We start from the raw sequence: 16,233 nt of genomic DNA, 5'->3' as shown, positions 1-16,233 counted from the left end.
TAGGTCGCTACTGAGAACTCGCTGGCTGTCTTTCGGGCCTTCTTGACAACATGTCCAATTATGGCAATGGTGACCGAGTTGATGACCTTCTACACGGGGTAGAGGATCGTCTGCGCGGAGGCGATGCATGCACGAGCGTGAACTTCGAGCTTTCACCTCTATTGCCGAGACGGGCCGGATGGACTTGGCGGCCAAGGTGCTCGGGTATTCGCAGCCGGCGCTCAGCTATCAACTCAAGTGCCTTGAGACGGCGCTCGGCGCGACGCTGTTCACCCGCAATCCCACCGGCGCCAAGCTCACCATGGCCGGTCAGGTGATCCTGCCGACGGCGCAGGCCACTCTGGTGCTGATGGAGAGCATGAAGCAGACCGCGGGTGCGGTCGGGCGGCACCCCGGTCTGCGGCTCACCGAGGCCAACTGGTAGCGCCACCCGAATAGTCGAACCTGGATCTCCTGGGCGTCCGGCGTGCCGGCCCGCCCGCTGCACCGTGCGCTGCTTTGCGATGACACGCGTCCGCACACCGTCGATGTATCGGCGGTGTGCGGATGTGCAACCGCGTCGCGAGTCAGTTGAACGGAGATGTCAACACGGTGGGTAATTGTGTCGTCACCCGATGTGCTGACGATACATCTGCATATATCAGAGCGGATCCGGTCGGGTCAACCGAAAATCAGCTTTGTTGAAGTGGCCATGTATGCGTGTAGATGTGGTGGATACGCTGCAACTTGCATGGCCAGGGAGGCAGGGCGTGCACGGGGGAGAGTGGATTTGGAACAGTCAAGCAACCTGGTGTCCAGACTCGAACGGCCGGGAGTACGGGGGTTCGAGTCAGTCGGTGTGAAGCGTCTGGACCTGCTGGTAGGTGGTGCTCCCCCAACCCAGTTCGTGCCGATCAAGGCGCTACGGCCCGCAGACTCGCCACGGCTCAACGGCGAGGATTTTGAGCATGTGCAAATGTTGGCCGGTGTCGAGGCGAACTTACCGCCGATTCTGGTGCACCGGCAGGAAATGCGCGTGATTGACGGAATGCATCGATTGCGGGCGGCGCAGCTGCGAAACGAAGAGCATATCGAGGTGCAGTTCTTCGAAGGATCGGAGGAAGAAGCCTTTGTCCTCGGGGTGAAGGCGAACATCACGCACGGCCGGCCATTGTCGCTGTCGGATCGCACGAATGCGGCCGAGCGCATCATGACAATGCATCCGGGATGGTCGGACCGCGCCATCGCGACCGCCGCCGGATTGGGCGCCCGCACGGTGGCGAACCTGCGCCGCCGGCTGAGCGGCGTCGTCGAGGACCTGGACGACGTGCATGCCCGCACGGGACGCGACGGCAGGGTGCGCCCGCTGGACAGTGCCGACGGGCGGCTCCGGGCGGCGGAGTACATCAAGAAGAATCCGGATGCGTCGCTGCGAGTGATCGCGCGCAGCGTCGGATTGTCCGCTGCGACCGTGCGCGACGTCCGGCAGCGCGTCGAGCGCGGGGAGAGCCCGGTGCCGTTGAACCGGGTCCGGCGGCCGTCCAAGGAACAGCTGCCGGTGCCGGCCGGCATGGCCCGCGAAGGCGTGCCGAATGCGACGGTGGATCTGATCGGCATCGAGGCGCTGGTGCACGGTTTGAAGGCCGACCCGTCGCTGCGCCTGACCGATTCCGGGCGCCGGTTGTTGCGGTGGATTCTGACGAAGGTGTTGGTGCCGCAGGAGTGGCAGGAGGTCAGCGACGGGCTGCCGCCGCACGCGGCATACGTGCTGAGCGACGTGGCTCGGCGGTGCGCGACGGAGTGGCAGCGGGTCGCCGACGATCTCGAACAGCGCACGCGCAACATGGCGTGACGGCGGGCCGGCTCCAGGACCGGCCTTGAGCAGGTCGCCGGGCGTGTGCCGGCCGGAACGGGTGCGCCGGTGTCTCCCGAACGGGGGATCGGGAGACACCGGCGCGGGGCAAGGTCGGCGGTTCGGCCCGGGGGCCGAAGATCATGAGACATGGCGCTCGCCGGCGGGGTGTCCGGCGAGCACCGAGGCGACCAGGGCCTGGACGTCCTCGTCCTCCAGGCCCGCCGCGCGGGCCTGGTCGAGCCAGCGGGCAAGGCGGGTGCGCAGCCGCGCCATCACGTGCGGATCGGCGTCGCCGAGGATGTTGCTGACGAACGTCCCCGCCCCCTGCCGCGCCTCCACCAGACCGGACAGCTCCAGCTCCCGATATGCCTTCAGCACGGTGTTGGGGTTGACCGTGCACGAGGTCACCACGCTGCGGACGGTCGGCAGCTGGTCGCCGGCCCGCAGCAGGCCCATCCGCATCGCCTCGCGCACCTGCCGGACGATCTGCGCATAGGCGGGCACGCCCGTCGACCGGTCCACCTGGAAGCTGATCACTCGCGCGACCCCCTTTCGGGCCCGTCCCAGCGCAAAATTGTCTTAGTAGAGTAGAACGCTAGCTAACCGCAATGACGGGACGTGCGCAAGCAGTGACACGCGTCGAACCGCCTCGGATGGCAGTCGGAGCCCGGTGCCGATGAAGACGGTTCGAGGCGTCGCCCGGCTGTCGGGTTTGCGACGTGACCGTCAGCCCTCGAACCACACGTACATGCGTTGTCCGGTCGTACGGGCCGCGCGGGCCAGGTCGCGCAACCCGCGCACGGTGGTGTCCAGCTCGCCCGGCGCCCAGGGCTCGTCCCACCGCTGCCACTCGTCGGCCGTGGCCCAGGTGAGTGTGCCGCACCGCCGGCGGCGGTCCCGGTCGGCGCGGTGGAACATGTGCATGAAACTGTTACATCGACGGGGGCGGGGCGGTGGAGTCGCGGATGACGAGTTCCGTGGCCAGTTCGACGTGCAGGGCGTCGAGCTCGTGGCCGCCGATCATGCGCAGCAGCATGGTCACCGCCATCCGGCCGAGCTCGGCCAGGGGCTGGCGGACCGTGGTGAGCATCGGGTGGGTGGCGCGGCTGACGTCGATGTCGTCGAAGCCCGCCACCGACAGGTCCGCGGGCACCCGCAGGCCCCGCTCGGCGGCCGCCCGCAGGATTCCGACGGCGATCTTGTCGTTGAAACCGACCAGCGCCGTCGGCGGGTCGGGCAGGTCGAGCAGGTCGCAGGCGGCGGCGTGGCCCTGCGCCTCGTTCGGCTCGGTGACGAAGCGCAGCAGCTCGGACGGCGGCAGGAGGCCGAGCTCGATGAGCGGCGTCACGTAGCCGGCGAGCCGCCCGTCGTTGACCGACCACTCGCGGGGCCCGCCGATGATCCCGACCCGGCGGTGCCCGAGCCCGACCAGGTGGGCCATGAGGCTGCGGGCGCCCGCGAAGTGGGCGGAGGAGATGGCGACGACGTCGCGCGGTGGCGCGGTGCGGGGGTCCACGACCACGAACGGGAACCGCCGGTCGCGGAGCATCACCAGGTCCTCGGTGGGCTCGGGCGGCAGGATGAGCACCGCGCCGCGCACGCCCGGCCGGTCCGGCAGCGCCGGGAGCGGGCTGCGGCCGGCGGCGCCCTTCCCGGCGTTCATCATGACGCTCATGCCGTGCAGCTCGGCGGTCTCCACGACCGAGGAGACGATCAGCCCGAAGTAGTCGCTGAGCACGTACGGGCAGCGGACGAACACCACGTCGCCGTCGGTGGTGCGGCCGCCGTGCCACCCCAGCTGGCCGGCGGCGTGCAGCACCCGGTCGCGGGTGCCGGCGGCGACGTTCGCGTGCCCGTTGAGCACGCGCGACACGGTCGCGATCGACACGCCGCTGTGGTGGGCGAGGTCGCGGATCGTCGCACGTCTCGGCACGTCGGCTCCTTCGGTCTGTCGCCGGCGGGGCGCCCGGGATGCGGCGAAGTATAGGCAGGCGCGGCAGCGATGTAACAAATTTACAGAAAATTTGTGCTTCGCTTTGATTGACTCGACACCGCATCGGGTGTGTTCTATGGAACACCCGTCACCCCCACCGGCGACCGTGCCCCGCCCGCCAGCGATGGCGCCCGGTCGTGTCCCGCCCTGGAAAGGCACGCACATGTCGCATGCCCACGAACCGTCCAGCCCACCCAGCGAGATGCGGCGCGGCGCCCGGCCGCGGCGCCGGCGGGGGCGGCTCGCCACCGTCGCGGCGGCCGTCAGCGTCGTAGCCGCCGCCGTGATCGTGCTGCCCCAGCAGTTCGCCAACGCCGCCAACGAGAGCGTCAACGTCTGGCTCACCACCACCTCCGACAGCGGCGGCCGGACCGTGACCCGCGGCCTGCAGCAGCAGTCCTCGGTCGTGTTCACCGCCAGCACCGGCAGCGCCAACCAGACGGTCACCGTCAACGAGGGCGCCACCTACCAGCCGTTCGAGGGCGCCGGCGCGTCGTTCACCGACACCGCCGCGTTCAACATCCGCGGCAGCGGCGCGCTGAGCCAGGCGACCCAGAACGACGTCATGACGAAGCTGTTCAGCCCGACGGCCGGCATCGGCGTCAGCGCCACCCGCAACGTCATCGGCTCGTCCGACCTGGCGCAGAACAGCTATTCGTACGACACCACCTGCTGCGACCTGAACGACTTCTCGCTGGCCCGGGACGCCGACGTGATGGCACTGACCAAGCAGGCCAAGGCTCTCAACCCGGGCATGATCGTCATCGGCTCGCCGTGGTCGGCGCCGCCGTGGATGAAGGACAACAACGCCTACAGCCAGGGCTACCTGCAGGCCCAGTGGTACAAGACGTACGCGCAGTACATCACCAAGTACGTCCAGGGCTACGAGGCGCAGGGCGTGCACGTCAACTACGTGACGCAGCAGAACGAGCCCGGCTGCTGCCCCGGCTACCCGTCGATGCAGTGGCCCGTCTCCGGCCTGCAGTCCTTCGCCAAGAACGACCTGATGCCGGCGCTGCAGAGCGCGGGCCTGAGCACGAAGCTGCTCATCGGTGACTGGAACTTCGACACGTACGACACGTGGGTGGCGCCGCTGGTCAACGACGCCGCGCTGCGCGGCCACCCGAACTTCGGCGGCATCGCCTGGCACGACTACGGCGGCAGCCCGACGCAGATGACCACGGTCCACAACCAGTTCCCGAACGTCAACCAGTACTTCACCGAGCACTCCGGCGGCACCTGGGTCGGCAACCAGCACTCAGAGGACATGTACGACCTCATCGAGTACTTCCGCAACTGGGGCCGGTCCTGGACCAAGTGGAGCCTCGCCGTCGACCAGAACATGGGCCCGCACAACGGCGGCTGCGGCACCTGCACCGGCCTGATCACCGTGCACCGCGGCGACTCGCGCAGCGGCCAGGTCGACTACACCGTCGAGTACTACACGATGGGGCACCTCACCAAGTTCGTCCGCCCCGGCGCCGTGCGCATCGACTCCACCGCCAACGCCACCATCCCCAACGTGGCGTTCAAGAACCCGGACGGCTCGAAGGCCCTCATCGCCTACAACTCCAGCGGCTCGACGCAGACGCTGAAGGTCAACTGGGGCGGCCAGTCGTTCGTGTACAGCCTGCCGACGCGGACCTCGGCGACGTTCACGTGGAACACCGCGACCGGCAACCCGACCCCGACCGCCACGCAGACCGGTGGCGGCGGCACCCGCACCGGGCAGATCACCGGCCTCGGCGGCAAGTGCGTCGACGTCGCCGGCGCCAGCTCGGCCAACGGGACCGCGGTCCAGCTGTACGGCTGCAACGGCACCGGCGCCCAGCAGTGGACGACGGGCAACGCCGACAACAGCCTCCGCGCGCTCGGCAAGTGCCTCGACGTGACCGGCGCCGGCACCGCCGACGGCACGACCGTGCAGCTCTACGACTGCAACGGCACCAACGCGCAGAAGTGGACGGTGAACGCCGGGAAGCTGGTGAACACCGGCTCCGGCAAGTGCCTCGACGTGACCGGCAACAGCTCCGCCGACGGCACCCGCCTGCAGATCTGGACCTGCTTCGGCGGCGCCAACCAGCTCTGGACGCTGCCCTAGCGCACATCCGGTGGCGGTGCCCCTCCGCCCGGGGCGCCGCCACCCCCACCGCGTCCCTCACCCCCGGAGGAAGATCGTGTCCCGCACCCGAAGACTGCCGCTGCTCGCGGCGCTCGGCGCCCTGCCCCTGGTCGTGGCCGGCGTCATGTTCGCCAACGTCGGCGCCGCCTCCGCCGCCGCCAACCCCGGCCCAGGCTTCCCGGCCCACTACGCCGCGCCGTACGCGGAGATGTGGAACAACCCGTCCACGCTGATGGCCGCGTACAACGCGACCGGCAACAAGTACTACACGCTCGCGTTCATCATCAGCCAGGGCACCTGCAACGCCACCATCAACGGCGACACCCCGGTCACCGACGCCGGCTGGAACAACGCCATCAACAGCCTGCGCGCGGTCGGCGGCGACGTCATCGCCTCGTTCGGCGGCGCGTCCGGCGACGAGCTCGCCTCGTGCGGGACCGTCGCGGCGATGCAGGCGCAGTACAAGAAGGTCATCGACCAGTTCAACCTGACCCGCATCGACCTCGACATCGAGGGCGCGACGCTGAACAACACCGCGGCGAACGACCGCCGCAACACCGCCCTGGCCAACCTGCAGGCGCAGTACGCGGCCCAGGGCAGGACCCTCGCCGTCGACTACACGCTGCCGGTCAGCCCCAGCGGCCTGGAGCCCAACGGCGTCGCACTGCTGCAGAACGCCAAGAGCCACAACCTCAACGTCAACCTGGTCAACATCATGACCATGGACTACGGACCGGCGATGGACATGGGCCAGGCCGCCATCAGTGCCGCCAACGGCCTGCGCAACCAGCTCGGCCAGATCTGGCCGGACAAGACCGACGCGCAGCTGTGGGCGATGCAGGGCAACTGCCCGATGATCGGCGTGAACGACACCGCCGCCGAGGTGTTCACCATCCAGGACGCCCAGGAGCTCGAGGCGTTCGCGGCGAGCAAGGGCATCCAGCACCTGACGTTCTGGTCGCTGGGCCGGGACAACCAGGGCGCAAGCGGCACACCGCAGAGCAACTACCAGTTCACGAACATCTTCAAGGCGATCACCGGCGGCACCACGCCCCCGACCAGCCCCCCGCCGACGAACCCGACCACGCCGCCGGCCGGCTCCACCACGCCGATCCGCGGCTACGGCGGCAAGTGCGTCGACGTCGCCGGCGCCGCCTCGGCCAACGGCACCAAGGTCCAGCTGTACACCTGCAACGGCACCAACGCGCAGCAGTGGACCCGCACGGGCAACACGTTCCGCTCGCTCGGCAAGTGCCTCGACGTGGCGTCGGCCGGCACCGCCGACGGCACCAAGGTCCAGCTCTGGGACTGCAACGGCACCAACGCCCAGAACTGGACGACCGGCGCCAACAACCGGCTCGTGAACACCGGCTCCGGCAAGTGCCTCGACGTCACCGGCTGGAGCACCGCGGACGGCACCCAGCTGCAGATCTGGACCTGCACCGGCGCGGCCAACCAGAGCTGGACGCTCGGCTAGCGCGTCAGGCGGCGAGGCCCTGTTCCGGGCGCCAGGCCGTGTCGGCGTCGAAGCCGGCCGGGGCGTCCGACGGGGTCCCGCCGCCGGGCGCGGCGATGTAGCCGACCGCGTTGTAGTGCCGCACGTACCGGTCCGGGAAGTTGTACGACCGCAGGCGCACGCCGGCGGCGGTCGTCTCGGGGCAGAAGGTCGCGTCGGCGCGGAACAGCGCGGTGTCCGCGGACGGGTCGAGGTGCACGGCGAGGCTGCGGTGGCGCAGGTACGCGCCGGGCACGTCGAGCGCCGCGAACGACACGCAGCTCGGGTCCGCGAGCCCGGGCCGGACGGTGAACGTCGCCGCGCGGCGGTCCCCGACCGGGCTGCCGGCGGTCAGGACGGCGGTGACGGTGCCGCCGTCCTGATGGCGCAGGAACCGGTCGGGGAAGTTCACCGACCGCAGCGACACCGTCTGCCCCGGGAGCAGGCCGGCCGGGTGGTCGACGACCGGCGCGAACGGGAACCGCTGCGCGGCGGCGCCGTTGCAGTCCCACAGCCGCAGCCGCGTGCCGTTGGCGGTGACCCCGCCGGGGGCGTCCAGACAGCGGCCCGAGTTGGGGTTGAGCAGGGCACCGTCGGCGCGGCGCAGCCACTGCTGGGCGGGGGAGCCGTTGCAGTCCCAGATCTGCAGCGGCGTGCCCGCCGCGGTCGCCGCGCCGGGCAGGTCCAGGCAGCGGCCGCGGGCCTCGAGGGAGCCGTCCGGCCGTAGCGTCCACCGCTGCACGGGCGCGTCGTTGCACTGCCAGGTCTGCACGGCGTTGCCGTTGCTGCCGCCGCCCGCGGCGACGTCGACGCACGCGCCGCCGGACGCGGTGAGCCGCCCGGTGCGGGTCGAGGACGGCGGCAGGAGCGCGTCGTCGTAGGCGGCGCGGCAGCCGGCGCCGGTGTCGTCGGTCGTCACCTGCAGCACGCCGGTGCCGTCCAGCGTCGGGACCACGACCGGGCTGTAGTTGGGGCAGACGCCGGTGCGGGCACCCGGCACGGCGACCGGGGTCGCGGTGACGTACCAGCCGCGGCCGTTGTCGAGGCTGGTGAACATGGCCCGGCCGTTGACCGCGGCGTCGGTGCCGTCGGCGTTGCGGACCCGCTGGCCGATGAGCAGCACCCGGCCGGTGGTGGTGGCGAGCGTCGGGGTGGCGGTGAGGTAGCGGCCGTCGGCGGTGGTCACGACCGGGTCGAGCCGCGCCGGGTCGCCCCAGGTGGTCGCGTCCGCCGAGGTACGGGTGCGGACCGCGCAGTCGTACTGGCCGCCGAACCCGCACACCTCGTAGGCGAGCAGCCAGCGCCCGTCGGGCATCCGCCGCACCGCCGGCATGCCCGGCCGGTGCCCCGGCTGCGGGCCGGTGACGATGACGGTACGGGCCGGCCAGTTCACGCCGTCGGTGGAGACCGCCTGGACGAGGACCTGGCTGCGGCCCGGCTGGCTCTCGTCGGCGAAGTACGCGACGAGCCGCCCGGCCGCGTCGACGGCCAGCTCCGGCTCCCACAGCCCGCCGCTGTTGCCGGACCGGGCCACCGTCGACAGCAACCGCCAGCTGCGCCCGACGTCGCTGCTCGCCCACAGCCGGATCGCCATGCGCCGCTCGCCGCCGCCGTCCTGGCCGACGGCGCCGGCCCACAGCAGCGTGCCGGCGCCCAGCGCGCCGACCTGCCGGGGCAGCTCGAACAGCGTCGTGCAGCACAGCCCCTGCCGCGCGTCGGGGTCGGCGACGGTGCCGACCCGCTGGAACCCGCCGCCGGTGTTCTCGTAGATCGCGCCGGCCGGGCCGCCGGGCGGGAACTGGGTGACGGTGAGCAGGACCCGGCCGTTGGCGGCGCCGGACGCCGCGAGCCGGACCGCCCGCGGGTACATGGCGGCGCCGCCGTCGACGGGCCGCCCGGTCGCCGCGACCGCGACCGGCGCGTCGGCGAGCACCGGCGCCAGCATCGTCGCCGCGGTGGCCAGTACCAACGCGGCAAAACGCACTCGTCCCACCATCGCTCCCTTCGCAAGCTGCGGATCCAGGCTCCGCGACGGCCGCCGACACATCCATTGTTTTCGAAATCTGGTGTCGAATCGAGGACACGGCCGGCGCGGTGCGTCAACCGGCGGGAGGGGTCGGGCGTCTGGGTCGTGTCATCGCACTCGATCCCTCTGGAAAGGCCACTGCCATGCGGATGACCAAGCTCCGACTGCTGTCCGCCGCCCTGCTGCTCGTCCCGGTCCTCGCCCTGCCGGGCACCGCGGCCGCGGCGGACGACCTGCCCGCCCCGACGGGCGTCACGCCCATCACGGGCACCGCGACCGTGCCGCCGTGGGACCCGCACCCGCCGACGTTGACGGGCGTCCGGACCGGCCGGCACGACGCCTACGACCGCACCGTCTTCGACTTCACCGGCGGCACGCCCGGGTACCGCGTGGAGTACGGCCCGCTCGTCGCCGCCGGCAGCGGCGCCACCATCCCGCTGGCGGGCGCCACGACGCTGCGGGTCGTGTTCGACGGCGCGTTCGCCTACGACGTCGCCACCGGCGCGTCCACGATCGACCTCTCCCGGGTGTACGACCCGCGGCTGCCGACCCTGCGCCAGATCAAGTCCGGCGGCGCGTCCGAGGGGTACATCAGCTTCGGTCTCGGGCTCGCCGACGGGGTCGGCTTCCGGGTGCTGCGGCTGACGAACCCGCCGCGGATCGCGGTGGACGTCGCCCACCAGCCCACCCAGCCGTTCACCACCGAACGGTTCCTCGGCGGCGCCGGCACCGCGGCACAGGTCCAGATCGCCGGCGTGCGGTCGGCCGCGCACCCCGGCTACGACCGCGTGGTCCTCGACCTGGGCACGGCGACCACCCCGCTGATCAGCGTCAGCTACACCGTCCCGAACCCGACGACGATCCACGTCGGCCTCACCGCCGCCACCACCCAGCGCGGCGTCGTCACCGGCCCGAACCCCGCGCCGACCGGCCTGTCCCAGGCGCAGTCGGTGTCGTTCTCCGTCTACGACAACGGCACCGTGTCGGCGTTCATCACCACCCACCACCGCACCGGCTACCGGGTCATGCTCCTGACCAACCCGACCCGCCTCGTCGTGGACATCGCCTACTGAGCCCGCGTCGGGCGGCAGTGAACCGCGCCGGCGACCGGCGCGGTTCACTCGACGGCGTCCTCCCGGCGGTCCTGGTCGAGGAACCGCCGGATCGCGGTGCGGGCCTCGGGACTCTTGACGAAGTCCAGCCACTCCCGGGCCGGACCGGCGGTCTCGGACCTCGACGTGAAGACCTCGACGACGTCGCCGCTGGACAGGACGTCCTCCAGCGGCACGAGCCTGCCGTTGACCCGCGCGCCGATGCACGCGTGGCCGATGTCGGTGTCCAGGGCGTAGGCGAAGTCGACGGGTGTCGCGCCGGCCGGCAGTTCGATCACCTCGTCCTTGGGCGTGAAGACGTAGACCTCCCGGCCGGACAGGTCGAGACGCAGCGCGTCGAGGAACTCCGCTGGCACCGTCCCAGGCCCGGCGGTCGCGGCGTCCCGGCCCGCGTAGTACCGCCAGTGCGCGACGATGCCGTACTCGGCGGTGCGGTGCAACGCGTAGCTGCGGATCTGCAGCTCGACCGGCCGGCCGTTCGGCCCGATCACGGTGGTGTGCAGCGACTGGTACATGTTGAACTTCGGCATTGCGATGTAGTCCTTGTACCGCCCCGGGACGGGCTGCCAGTTCTCGTGGATGACGCCGAGCGCGGCATAGCAGTCCTGGACCGTGTCGACCAGGACGAGCACGCCGACCATGTCGTAGATGTCGCCGAAGTCGCGGCCACGGACGATCATCTTCTTGTAGATGGAGAACAGGTGCTTCGGCCGGCCGGTGACCTCCGACCTGATCTTCGCCGACTTGAGGTCGGCGGCGATCCGGCGGGTCACGGCGGTCAGCAGTGCGTCGCGCTGCGGGGTGTGCTCGGCGACGAGCCGGCTGATCTCGTCGAACCGCTTCGGGAAGAGCGTGGCGAACGCGAGGTCCTCCAGCTCCCAGCTGATCGTGTTCATGCCGAGGCGGTACGCCAGCGGTGCCAGGACCTCCAGGGTCTCCTTGGCCTTCTGCTCCTGCTTCGTGCGGGGCACGAAGGTCAGGGTCCGCATGTTGTGCAGCCGGTCGGCGAGCTTGATGACCAGCACCCGCGGGTCCTTGACCACGGCGACGATGATCCTGTGGACCGTCTCGGGCTTCGCCGCGGCGCGCAGCTTGACCTTGTCGAGCCTGGTCATGCCGTCGACGAGCAGCGTGACCTCGCCGCCGAAGTCGAGCTGCAACCGCTCGATCGTGTAGTCGGTGTCCTCGATCGTGTCGTGCAGCAGCGCCGCGACCAGGGTGGTGGTGTCCATGCCCAGCTCGGCGAGGATCATGGCGACGGCGAGCGGGTGGGTGATGTACGGGTCGCCGGACTCGCGGTACTGCCCCCTGTGGAAGTGCTCGGCCACGTCGTACGCCCGCTGCAGCAGCCGCACGTCCGCCTTCGGGTGGCAGGTTCTGTGCTGGGCGATCAGCGGCTCGAGCACCTCGCTGACCAACGGGCTCTGCCATGGCGCGTTGAACCGGGCGAACCGCGCGCGAACCCGGCGGCCGGTCGGCGCGGCACCGAAGCCCAGGGCCGCGCCGGTCGGCGAACTGGGCTCGGTCGGGCCGACGGGGTGCACGCCCTTCGCCGAGAGCCGTAGCCCTCCCACCCGCGGGTCACCGGCCCGCTCGAGCGCCTGGAACACCCACTCCCGGTCGACCTCGTCCAGGCCGCGGTCGGCCGCGAGCTCCGCGAGCAGGTCCGCGCCCGCCGGGCCGGGCCGTGCCGCGAGCACCCTGAGCGCCCACCGGTGATCGCGGGGCACGCCGTCGCGGCGGTGCGCGGACTGGCGGGCCGCGGCCCGCCGGTCGGCCAGCCCGGCCAGCGTCTCGACGGCCCAACGCCGTCCCAGCTTGTCCACGGCGGCATCGGTCGCCGCCGCGACCAGCAGGCGGGCCCCGGCCGCACGGTCGAGCACGGTCACCGCATCGATCGCGGACCGCCGGCTGGGCAGGTCGCGGTCGCTGCCGGCGAACGGTGTCAGCGTCTTCACCGCCATCGCGAGGGCGGCCGGCGGCACCGGTACGCCGTCGTGGCGCAGCGCCGCGATGAACAGGCCGCCGTCGAGGCCGCCGCCGGCGGCGATGTGCCGCAGCGCTTCGCCGAGGTCCTCGCGGTCCTGCCACAGGAACGCCAGGAACCGGGCGTACGGGTGCCGCCAGCGCGGCCGCGCCGCGGACCAGCCGCCGCGGCGGGCCCGGAACACGGCGGCGAACTCGTCGGCCCGCAGGCGCCGGTCGGCGTCGACGTGCAGGGCGGCGAGGAACTCCGCGATGCTGTGGTGCAGGAACTGGAAGCGCCCGTCGCGCTCGACGAGCAGGCCCGTGCGGCGCAGCGTCTCGCGGACCAGCACCCGCCACGTGCCGTCCGGCAGGTGCGGGGGCCGCAGGTGAGCGGTCCACTCCACCATCGCCGTGAGCGGGTCCGTGCGCTGGTCGGTGCGCTGCCGCCAGGCCAGTCGGCCGGCCAGCGGGTGGACCTCGCGCAGCAGCCGGTCGACCGCCGGCAGCGCTTCGGCGCCGTAGTCGCCGGCCACCCGGTTGAGCGACGCGCGCAGATCAGAGCGGAAGAGCCGCTCCGTCAGCATGGACACGAACCGCTGATACAGCTCGATGCTGGAGGACGGCAGCGCGTCGCCGGGCTGGTCCGCGACCAGCTTGCAGATCATCATCGCGACCAGTGGGATCCGGAACAGGTCGTCGAGGCCGCCGCCGAGTATCCGGTCGAGCAGGTCCGCGGCCCGGTCCCCGGGCTCCGGCGCGCCGAGGTGTTCGAACCATCGCTGCGCGAACTGCACGAACTGCTGGTCGGTGAACGGCAGCAGGCGGAAGGCCGCGGGGGTGAAGTCGGGGCCGGCGTAGTGGTCGATCTCCGTCAGCGGCCGGGTGGCGACGACGAACCGGTGCGCGGCACGGTCCGACAGCGCCCGGAAGCCCACAATCTTGTCGATGACCGCCTTGCGGTCGCGGTACTCGATGATCTCGTCGAGGCCGTCGACCAGGACCAGCCACCGCACGCCGGCCATCGGTGGCGTGGCGAAGAACCCGGCCGGCCACTGCTGACCGGCGCCGACCGCGCCGAGCTCCTCGTTGACGGCGGCCGCGATGAGCTCCGGCATCATCTTCCGGCCGAGCAGCTGGGCGGCGCGGACGCGCACCGGCACGACCGTGTCGACGTCCCGCTCCCAGCGCTGCACCGAGGTCCAGACGGCCGACTGCAGCAGGCTGGACTTGCCCGAGCCCGCGTCGCCGAGCAGGACGCTGTCGCCGGGGCCTTCGAAGATCTGATCCGCGGCGATCGGGACGAGGTCGGTCGCCTCGATGCCGTCGCGGGCCTCCTCGTTCTCGCCGGCGGCCAGCTGGTACACGTAGATCTCCGACAGCGCCGGCATCCGGTGTGTCCCGTGCTCCTGCGGGACCATCAGCTCCTGGTAGGGGTGCCGCTGCGCGGCCTTCTCGGCGGCGTCGAGGTAGCCGCGCAGGCGCCTGGTCGGCACCGGCCACGCCCCGGCCAGGAGCTGCTCGTCGCTGAGCCGGGCCAGCCAGCGCCCGTGCGCGATGGCGCCGGCGTCGAGCAGGGCCTGGGCCTCGGCGCAGCGCTCCAGCACGGCGCCGATCGGCACGAGGTGCGGGCCGCCGGCGCCGTCGGACAGGCACAGCAGCCCGCAGACGCCGCCGGTGCGCAGGTTGACGACGGGGCTGCCGCTGGCGCCGCCCTGGAGCGGGGCGGCGCCGAAGAGCCGCGGCAGCTGGCCGGCCGGCTTGAGCTTGTGTCGCGACGTTCCCTGGTACTTGAAGCCGGCGGGGACGTCGCCCGCCGGATGCCCGTAGGTCCAGAGCCGGTCCCCGGCGACCAGATCCGTCGACGGCAGGACGAACGCGCGGCCCGCGGCCGGCACGGACCTGGTGATGCTGAGCAGGGCGAGGTCGATGCCGTCGCGGTGCCGGAAGTAGAGCTCCGGCACGGCCCGCAGCGTGAGCTCCTCACCGGTGGCCGTGTCGCGTGCGCGCACGAAGCCGGGCAGGTCGGTGACGTCGTCGGCGACGACGTGCGCGCAGGTCGCGACCAGGTCGGGAGTGATGAAGAAGCCGGTGCCGGAGACGGCCGTGGCGCGCGTCCGCGAAGGCATCGTCGAGAGCGTTACGGTTGCCTCGCTCGTCAATGCCTCGAGAGACTCGGCCGCCGTCGCGGCGGCTGGCTCGACCCGCCCCACTCAAGCCCAATCTTGAATGCGGACTTTCCCGTCGCCTGTTCCGATGATGGCGATGGTATCGCCAGGCGTGCCGCCGGAGGAACCACGCGTCGCGTGTCGTGGTCCGGAGATGCGGCTAACGGGTGACGTGGCGGTCGGCGAGGTCCAGGGCGGCGTCCAGGATGTCCAGGCCCTCGTGGACGTCGGCCTCGGTGGTGTTGCACGGGGGCAGGACGTGGACGCGGTTGAAGTGGGCGAACGGCCACAGGCCGCGGCGGTGGCACTCGGCGACGACCTCGCCGACGGCGCCCTGCGCGCCCGCGGTGCCGAACGGGACGAGCATCTCCCGGGTCGTGCGGTCGCGGACGAGCTCGACGGCCCAGAAGACGCCGAGGCCGCGGACCTCACCGACGCTCGGATGGGCGTCGGCGATCTTCGCCAGGCGCGGGCCGATGAGGTGCTCGCCCAGGTGGGCGGCGTGCTCGACCATGCCCTCCTCCCGCATAGCGGTGATCGTGGCGACGGCGGCGGCGCAGGCGAGCGGGTGCCCGGAGTAGGTGAGCCCGCCCGGGTAGGGGCGCTCGTCGAACGCGGCGGCGACGGCGTCGGACAGGACGACCCCGCCCAGCGGGACGTAGCCCGAGTTGACGCCCTTGGCGAACGTGAGCAGGTCGGGGCGGACACCCCAGTGGTCGGCGGCGAACCAGGCGCCGGTGCGGCCGAACCCGGTCATGACCTCGTCGAAGATGAGCAGGATGCCGTGCCGGTCGCAGAGGTCGCGCACGCCGGGCAGGTACCCGGCCGGCGGGACCAGCACGCCGTTGGTGCCGACGATGGGCTCCAGCAGCACCGCCGCGATCGTGCCCGGACCCTCCAGCGCGATGACCTGCTCCAGGTGGGCCAGGGCGCGGTCGCACTCCTCCTGCTCGGTGGTGGCGTGGAAGGCGCTGCGGTAGAGGTACGGGCCGAAGAAGCGCACGACGCCGGCGGCGCCGGTGTCCGTGGCCCAGCGGCGCGGGTCACCGGTCAGGTGCATCGCGGTGTGCGTGGCGCCGTGGTAGGACCGGTACGCCGACAGCACCTTCGGCCGGCCGGTCACCACCCGGGCCATGCGCACCGCGTGCTCGTTGGACTCGGCGCCGCCGTTGGTGAAGAACACCTTGGTGAGCCCGTCCGGGGCGTGCGACGCGACCAGCCGGGCCGCCTCGGAGCGCTGGTCGTTGGCGAAGTGCGGGGCGATCGTGGGCAGCGTCGCGGCCTGCCGCTGGATCGCCTCGACGACCTTCGGGTGCGCGTGGCCGATGTTGAGGTTGACGAACTGGGAGGAGAAGTCGAGGTAGGTGTTGCCCTCCAGGTCCCAGAAGCGGCTGCCGCGCCCGCCGGCCACCGGCAGCGGTCGCAGCGCCCCCTGCGCCGACCAGGAGTGGAACACGTGCGCCCGGTCGGCCGCGGTCGCCTCGGCGTTCGTACGGTGCGAGCTCATCACAGGACCCT

10 protein-coding genes and 2 pseudogenes are annotated in these 16,233 nt (G+C 71.7%); 5 read left to right on the top strand and 7 right to left on the bottom strand.

Annotated elements, in window-relative coordinates; translation table 11 throughout:
- Positions 1–127 precede the first annotated feature (127 nt).
- Together AB0J72_RS41420 and AB0J72_RS41415 are read left to right on the top strand one after the other, a co-directional pair.
- Positions 128–424, top strand: a complete 297-nt coding sequence (locus AB0J72_RS41420; RefSeq protein WP_363409653.1) for a LysR family transcriptional regulator — start codon at positions 128–130, stop codon at positions 422–424.
- 414 nt (positions 425–838) lie between these two features.
- Positions 839–1,831, top strand: coding sequence for a ParB N-terminal domain-containing protein (locus tag AB0J72_RS41415; protein ID WP_363409650.1), 993 nt, complete (start codon positions 839–841; stop codon positions 1,829–1,831).
- Positions 1,832–1,972: 141 nt separating this feature from the next.
- On the opposite strand, the gene AB0J72_RS41410 is transcribed toward AB0J72_RS41415, so the two are convergent.
- From AB0J72_RS41410 to AB0J72_RS41400, 3 genes are all read right to left on the bottom strand, one after another.
- A complete protein-coding gene (locus AB0J72_RS41410) occupies positions 1,973–2,371 on the bottom strand; it encodes a GntR family transcriptional regulator (RefSeq protein WP_363409647.1) in 399 nt (132 codons plus the stop codon).
- Positions 2,372–2,560: 189 nt separating this feature from the next.
- On the bottom strand, positions 2,561–2,758 hold the full coding sequence (locus AB0J72_RS41405) for a hypothetical protein (RefSeq protein ID WP_363409645.1): 198 nt from the start codon (positions 2,756–2,758) through the stop codon (positions 2,561–2,563).
- 7 nt (positions 2,759–2,765) lie between these two features.
- Positions 2,766–3,767: a LacI family DNA-binding transcriptional regulator gene (locus AB0J72_RS41400; protein WP_363409642.1), complete on the bottom strand. Its 1,002-nt coding sequence runs from the start codon at positions 3,765–3,767 to the stop codon at positions 2,766–2,768.
- Positions 3,768–3,990: 223 nt separating this feature from the next.
- On the opposite strand from AB0J72_RS41400, the gene AB0J72_RS41395 reads away from it, so the two are divergent.
- Positions 3,991–5,928, top strand: a complete 1,938-nt coding sequence (locus AB0J72_RS41395; protein ID WP_363409639.1) for a ricin-type beta-trefoil lectin domain protein — start codon at positions 3,991–3,993, stop codon at positions 5,926–5,928.
- Between the two features lie 76 nt (positions 5,929–6,004).
- Complete coding sequence (locus AB0J72_RS41390) at positions 6,005–7,426, top strand: ricin-type beta-trefoil lectin domain protein (RefSeq protein WP_363409636.1); 1,422 nt, start codon at positions 6,005–6,007, stop codon at positions 7,424–7,426.
- A gap of 4 nt (positions 7,427–7,430) precedes the next feature.
- Here the strand turns inward: AB0J72_RS41390 and AB0J72_RS41385 are convergent, their stop codons facing one another.
- Positions 7,431–9,428 carry an AbfB domain-containing protein gene (locus tag AB0J72_RS41385; RefSeq protein ID WP_363409633.1) on the bottom strand — a complete coding sequence of 666 codons (1,998 nt, stop codon included), beginning with the start codon at positions 9,426–9,428 and terminating at the stop codon, positions 7,431–7,433.
- Between the two features lie 191 nt (positions 9,429–9,619).
- On the opposite strand from AB0J72_RS41385, the gene AB0J72_RS41380 reads away from it, so the two are divergent.
- Positions 9,620–10,543 (top strand): hypothetical protein, encoded by a 924-nt coding sequence (locus AB0J72_RS41380; protein ID WP_363409631.1) that lies wholly within the window; start codon positions 9,620–9,622, stop codon positions 10,541–10,543.
- 47 nt (positions 10,544–10,590) lie between these two features.
- Here the strand turns inward: AB0J72_RS41380 and AB0J72_RS41375 are convergent.
- The 3 genes and pseudogenes from AB0J72_RS41375 to AB0J72_RS41365 all read right to left on the bottom strand — a co-directional run.
- Positions 10,591–12,066 (bottom strand): annotated as a pseudogene (locus AB0J72_RS41375) (RelA/SpoT family protein); the annotation flags it as partial.
- Positions 12,067–14,217: 2,151 nt separating this feature from the next.
- Positions 14,218–14,676 (bottom strand): annotated as a pseudogene (locus AB0J72_RS41370) (serine protease); the annotation flags it as partial.
- A 199-nt stretch (positions 14,677–14,875) separates the two neighbouring features.
- The gene (locus tag AB0J72_RS41365; protein WP_363409628.1) at positions 14,876–16,222 is read right to left on the bottom strand and encodes an aspartate aminotransferase family protein; all 1,347 of its coding nucleotides are present in this window, start codon (positions 16,220–16,222) and stop codon (positions 14,876–14,878) included.
- Positions 16,223–16,233: the final 11 nt, after the last annotated feature.

This window comes from Dactylosporangium sp. NPDC049742 (assembly GCF_040674675.1).
GTDB classification, from domain to species: Bacteria; Actinomycetota; Actinomycetes; order Mycobacteriales; family Micromonosporaceae; genus Dactylosporangium; species Dactylosporangium maewongense.
This window is presented reverse-complemented; position numbering and strand designations above follow the sequence as displayed.

Excerpts from the sequence above, each read along its gene's own strand:
- AB0J72_RS41420 (WP_363409653.1), top strand. The coding sequence starts at position 128 with ATGCACGAGCGTGAACTTCGAGCTTTCACCTCTATTGCCGAGACGGGC.
- AB0J72_RS41405 (WP_363409645.1), bottom strand. The coding sequence starts at position 2,758 with ATGCACATGTTCCACCGCGCCGACCGGGACCGCCGCCGGCGGTGCGGC.
- AB0J72_RS41395 (WP_363409639.1), top strand. The coding sequence starts at position 3,991 with ATGTCGCATGCCCACGAACCGTCCAGCCCACCCAGCGAGATGCGGCGC.
- AB0J72_RS41380 (WP_363409631.1), top strand. The coding sequence starts at position 9,620 with ATGACCAAGCTCCGACTGCTGTCCGCCGCCCTGCTGCTCGTCCCGGTC.
- AB0J72_RS41365 (WP_363409628.1), bottom strand. The coding sequence starts at position 16,222 with ATGAGCTCGCACCGTACGAACGCCGAGGCGACCGCGGCCGACCGGGCG.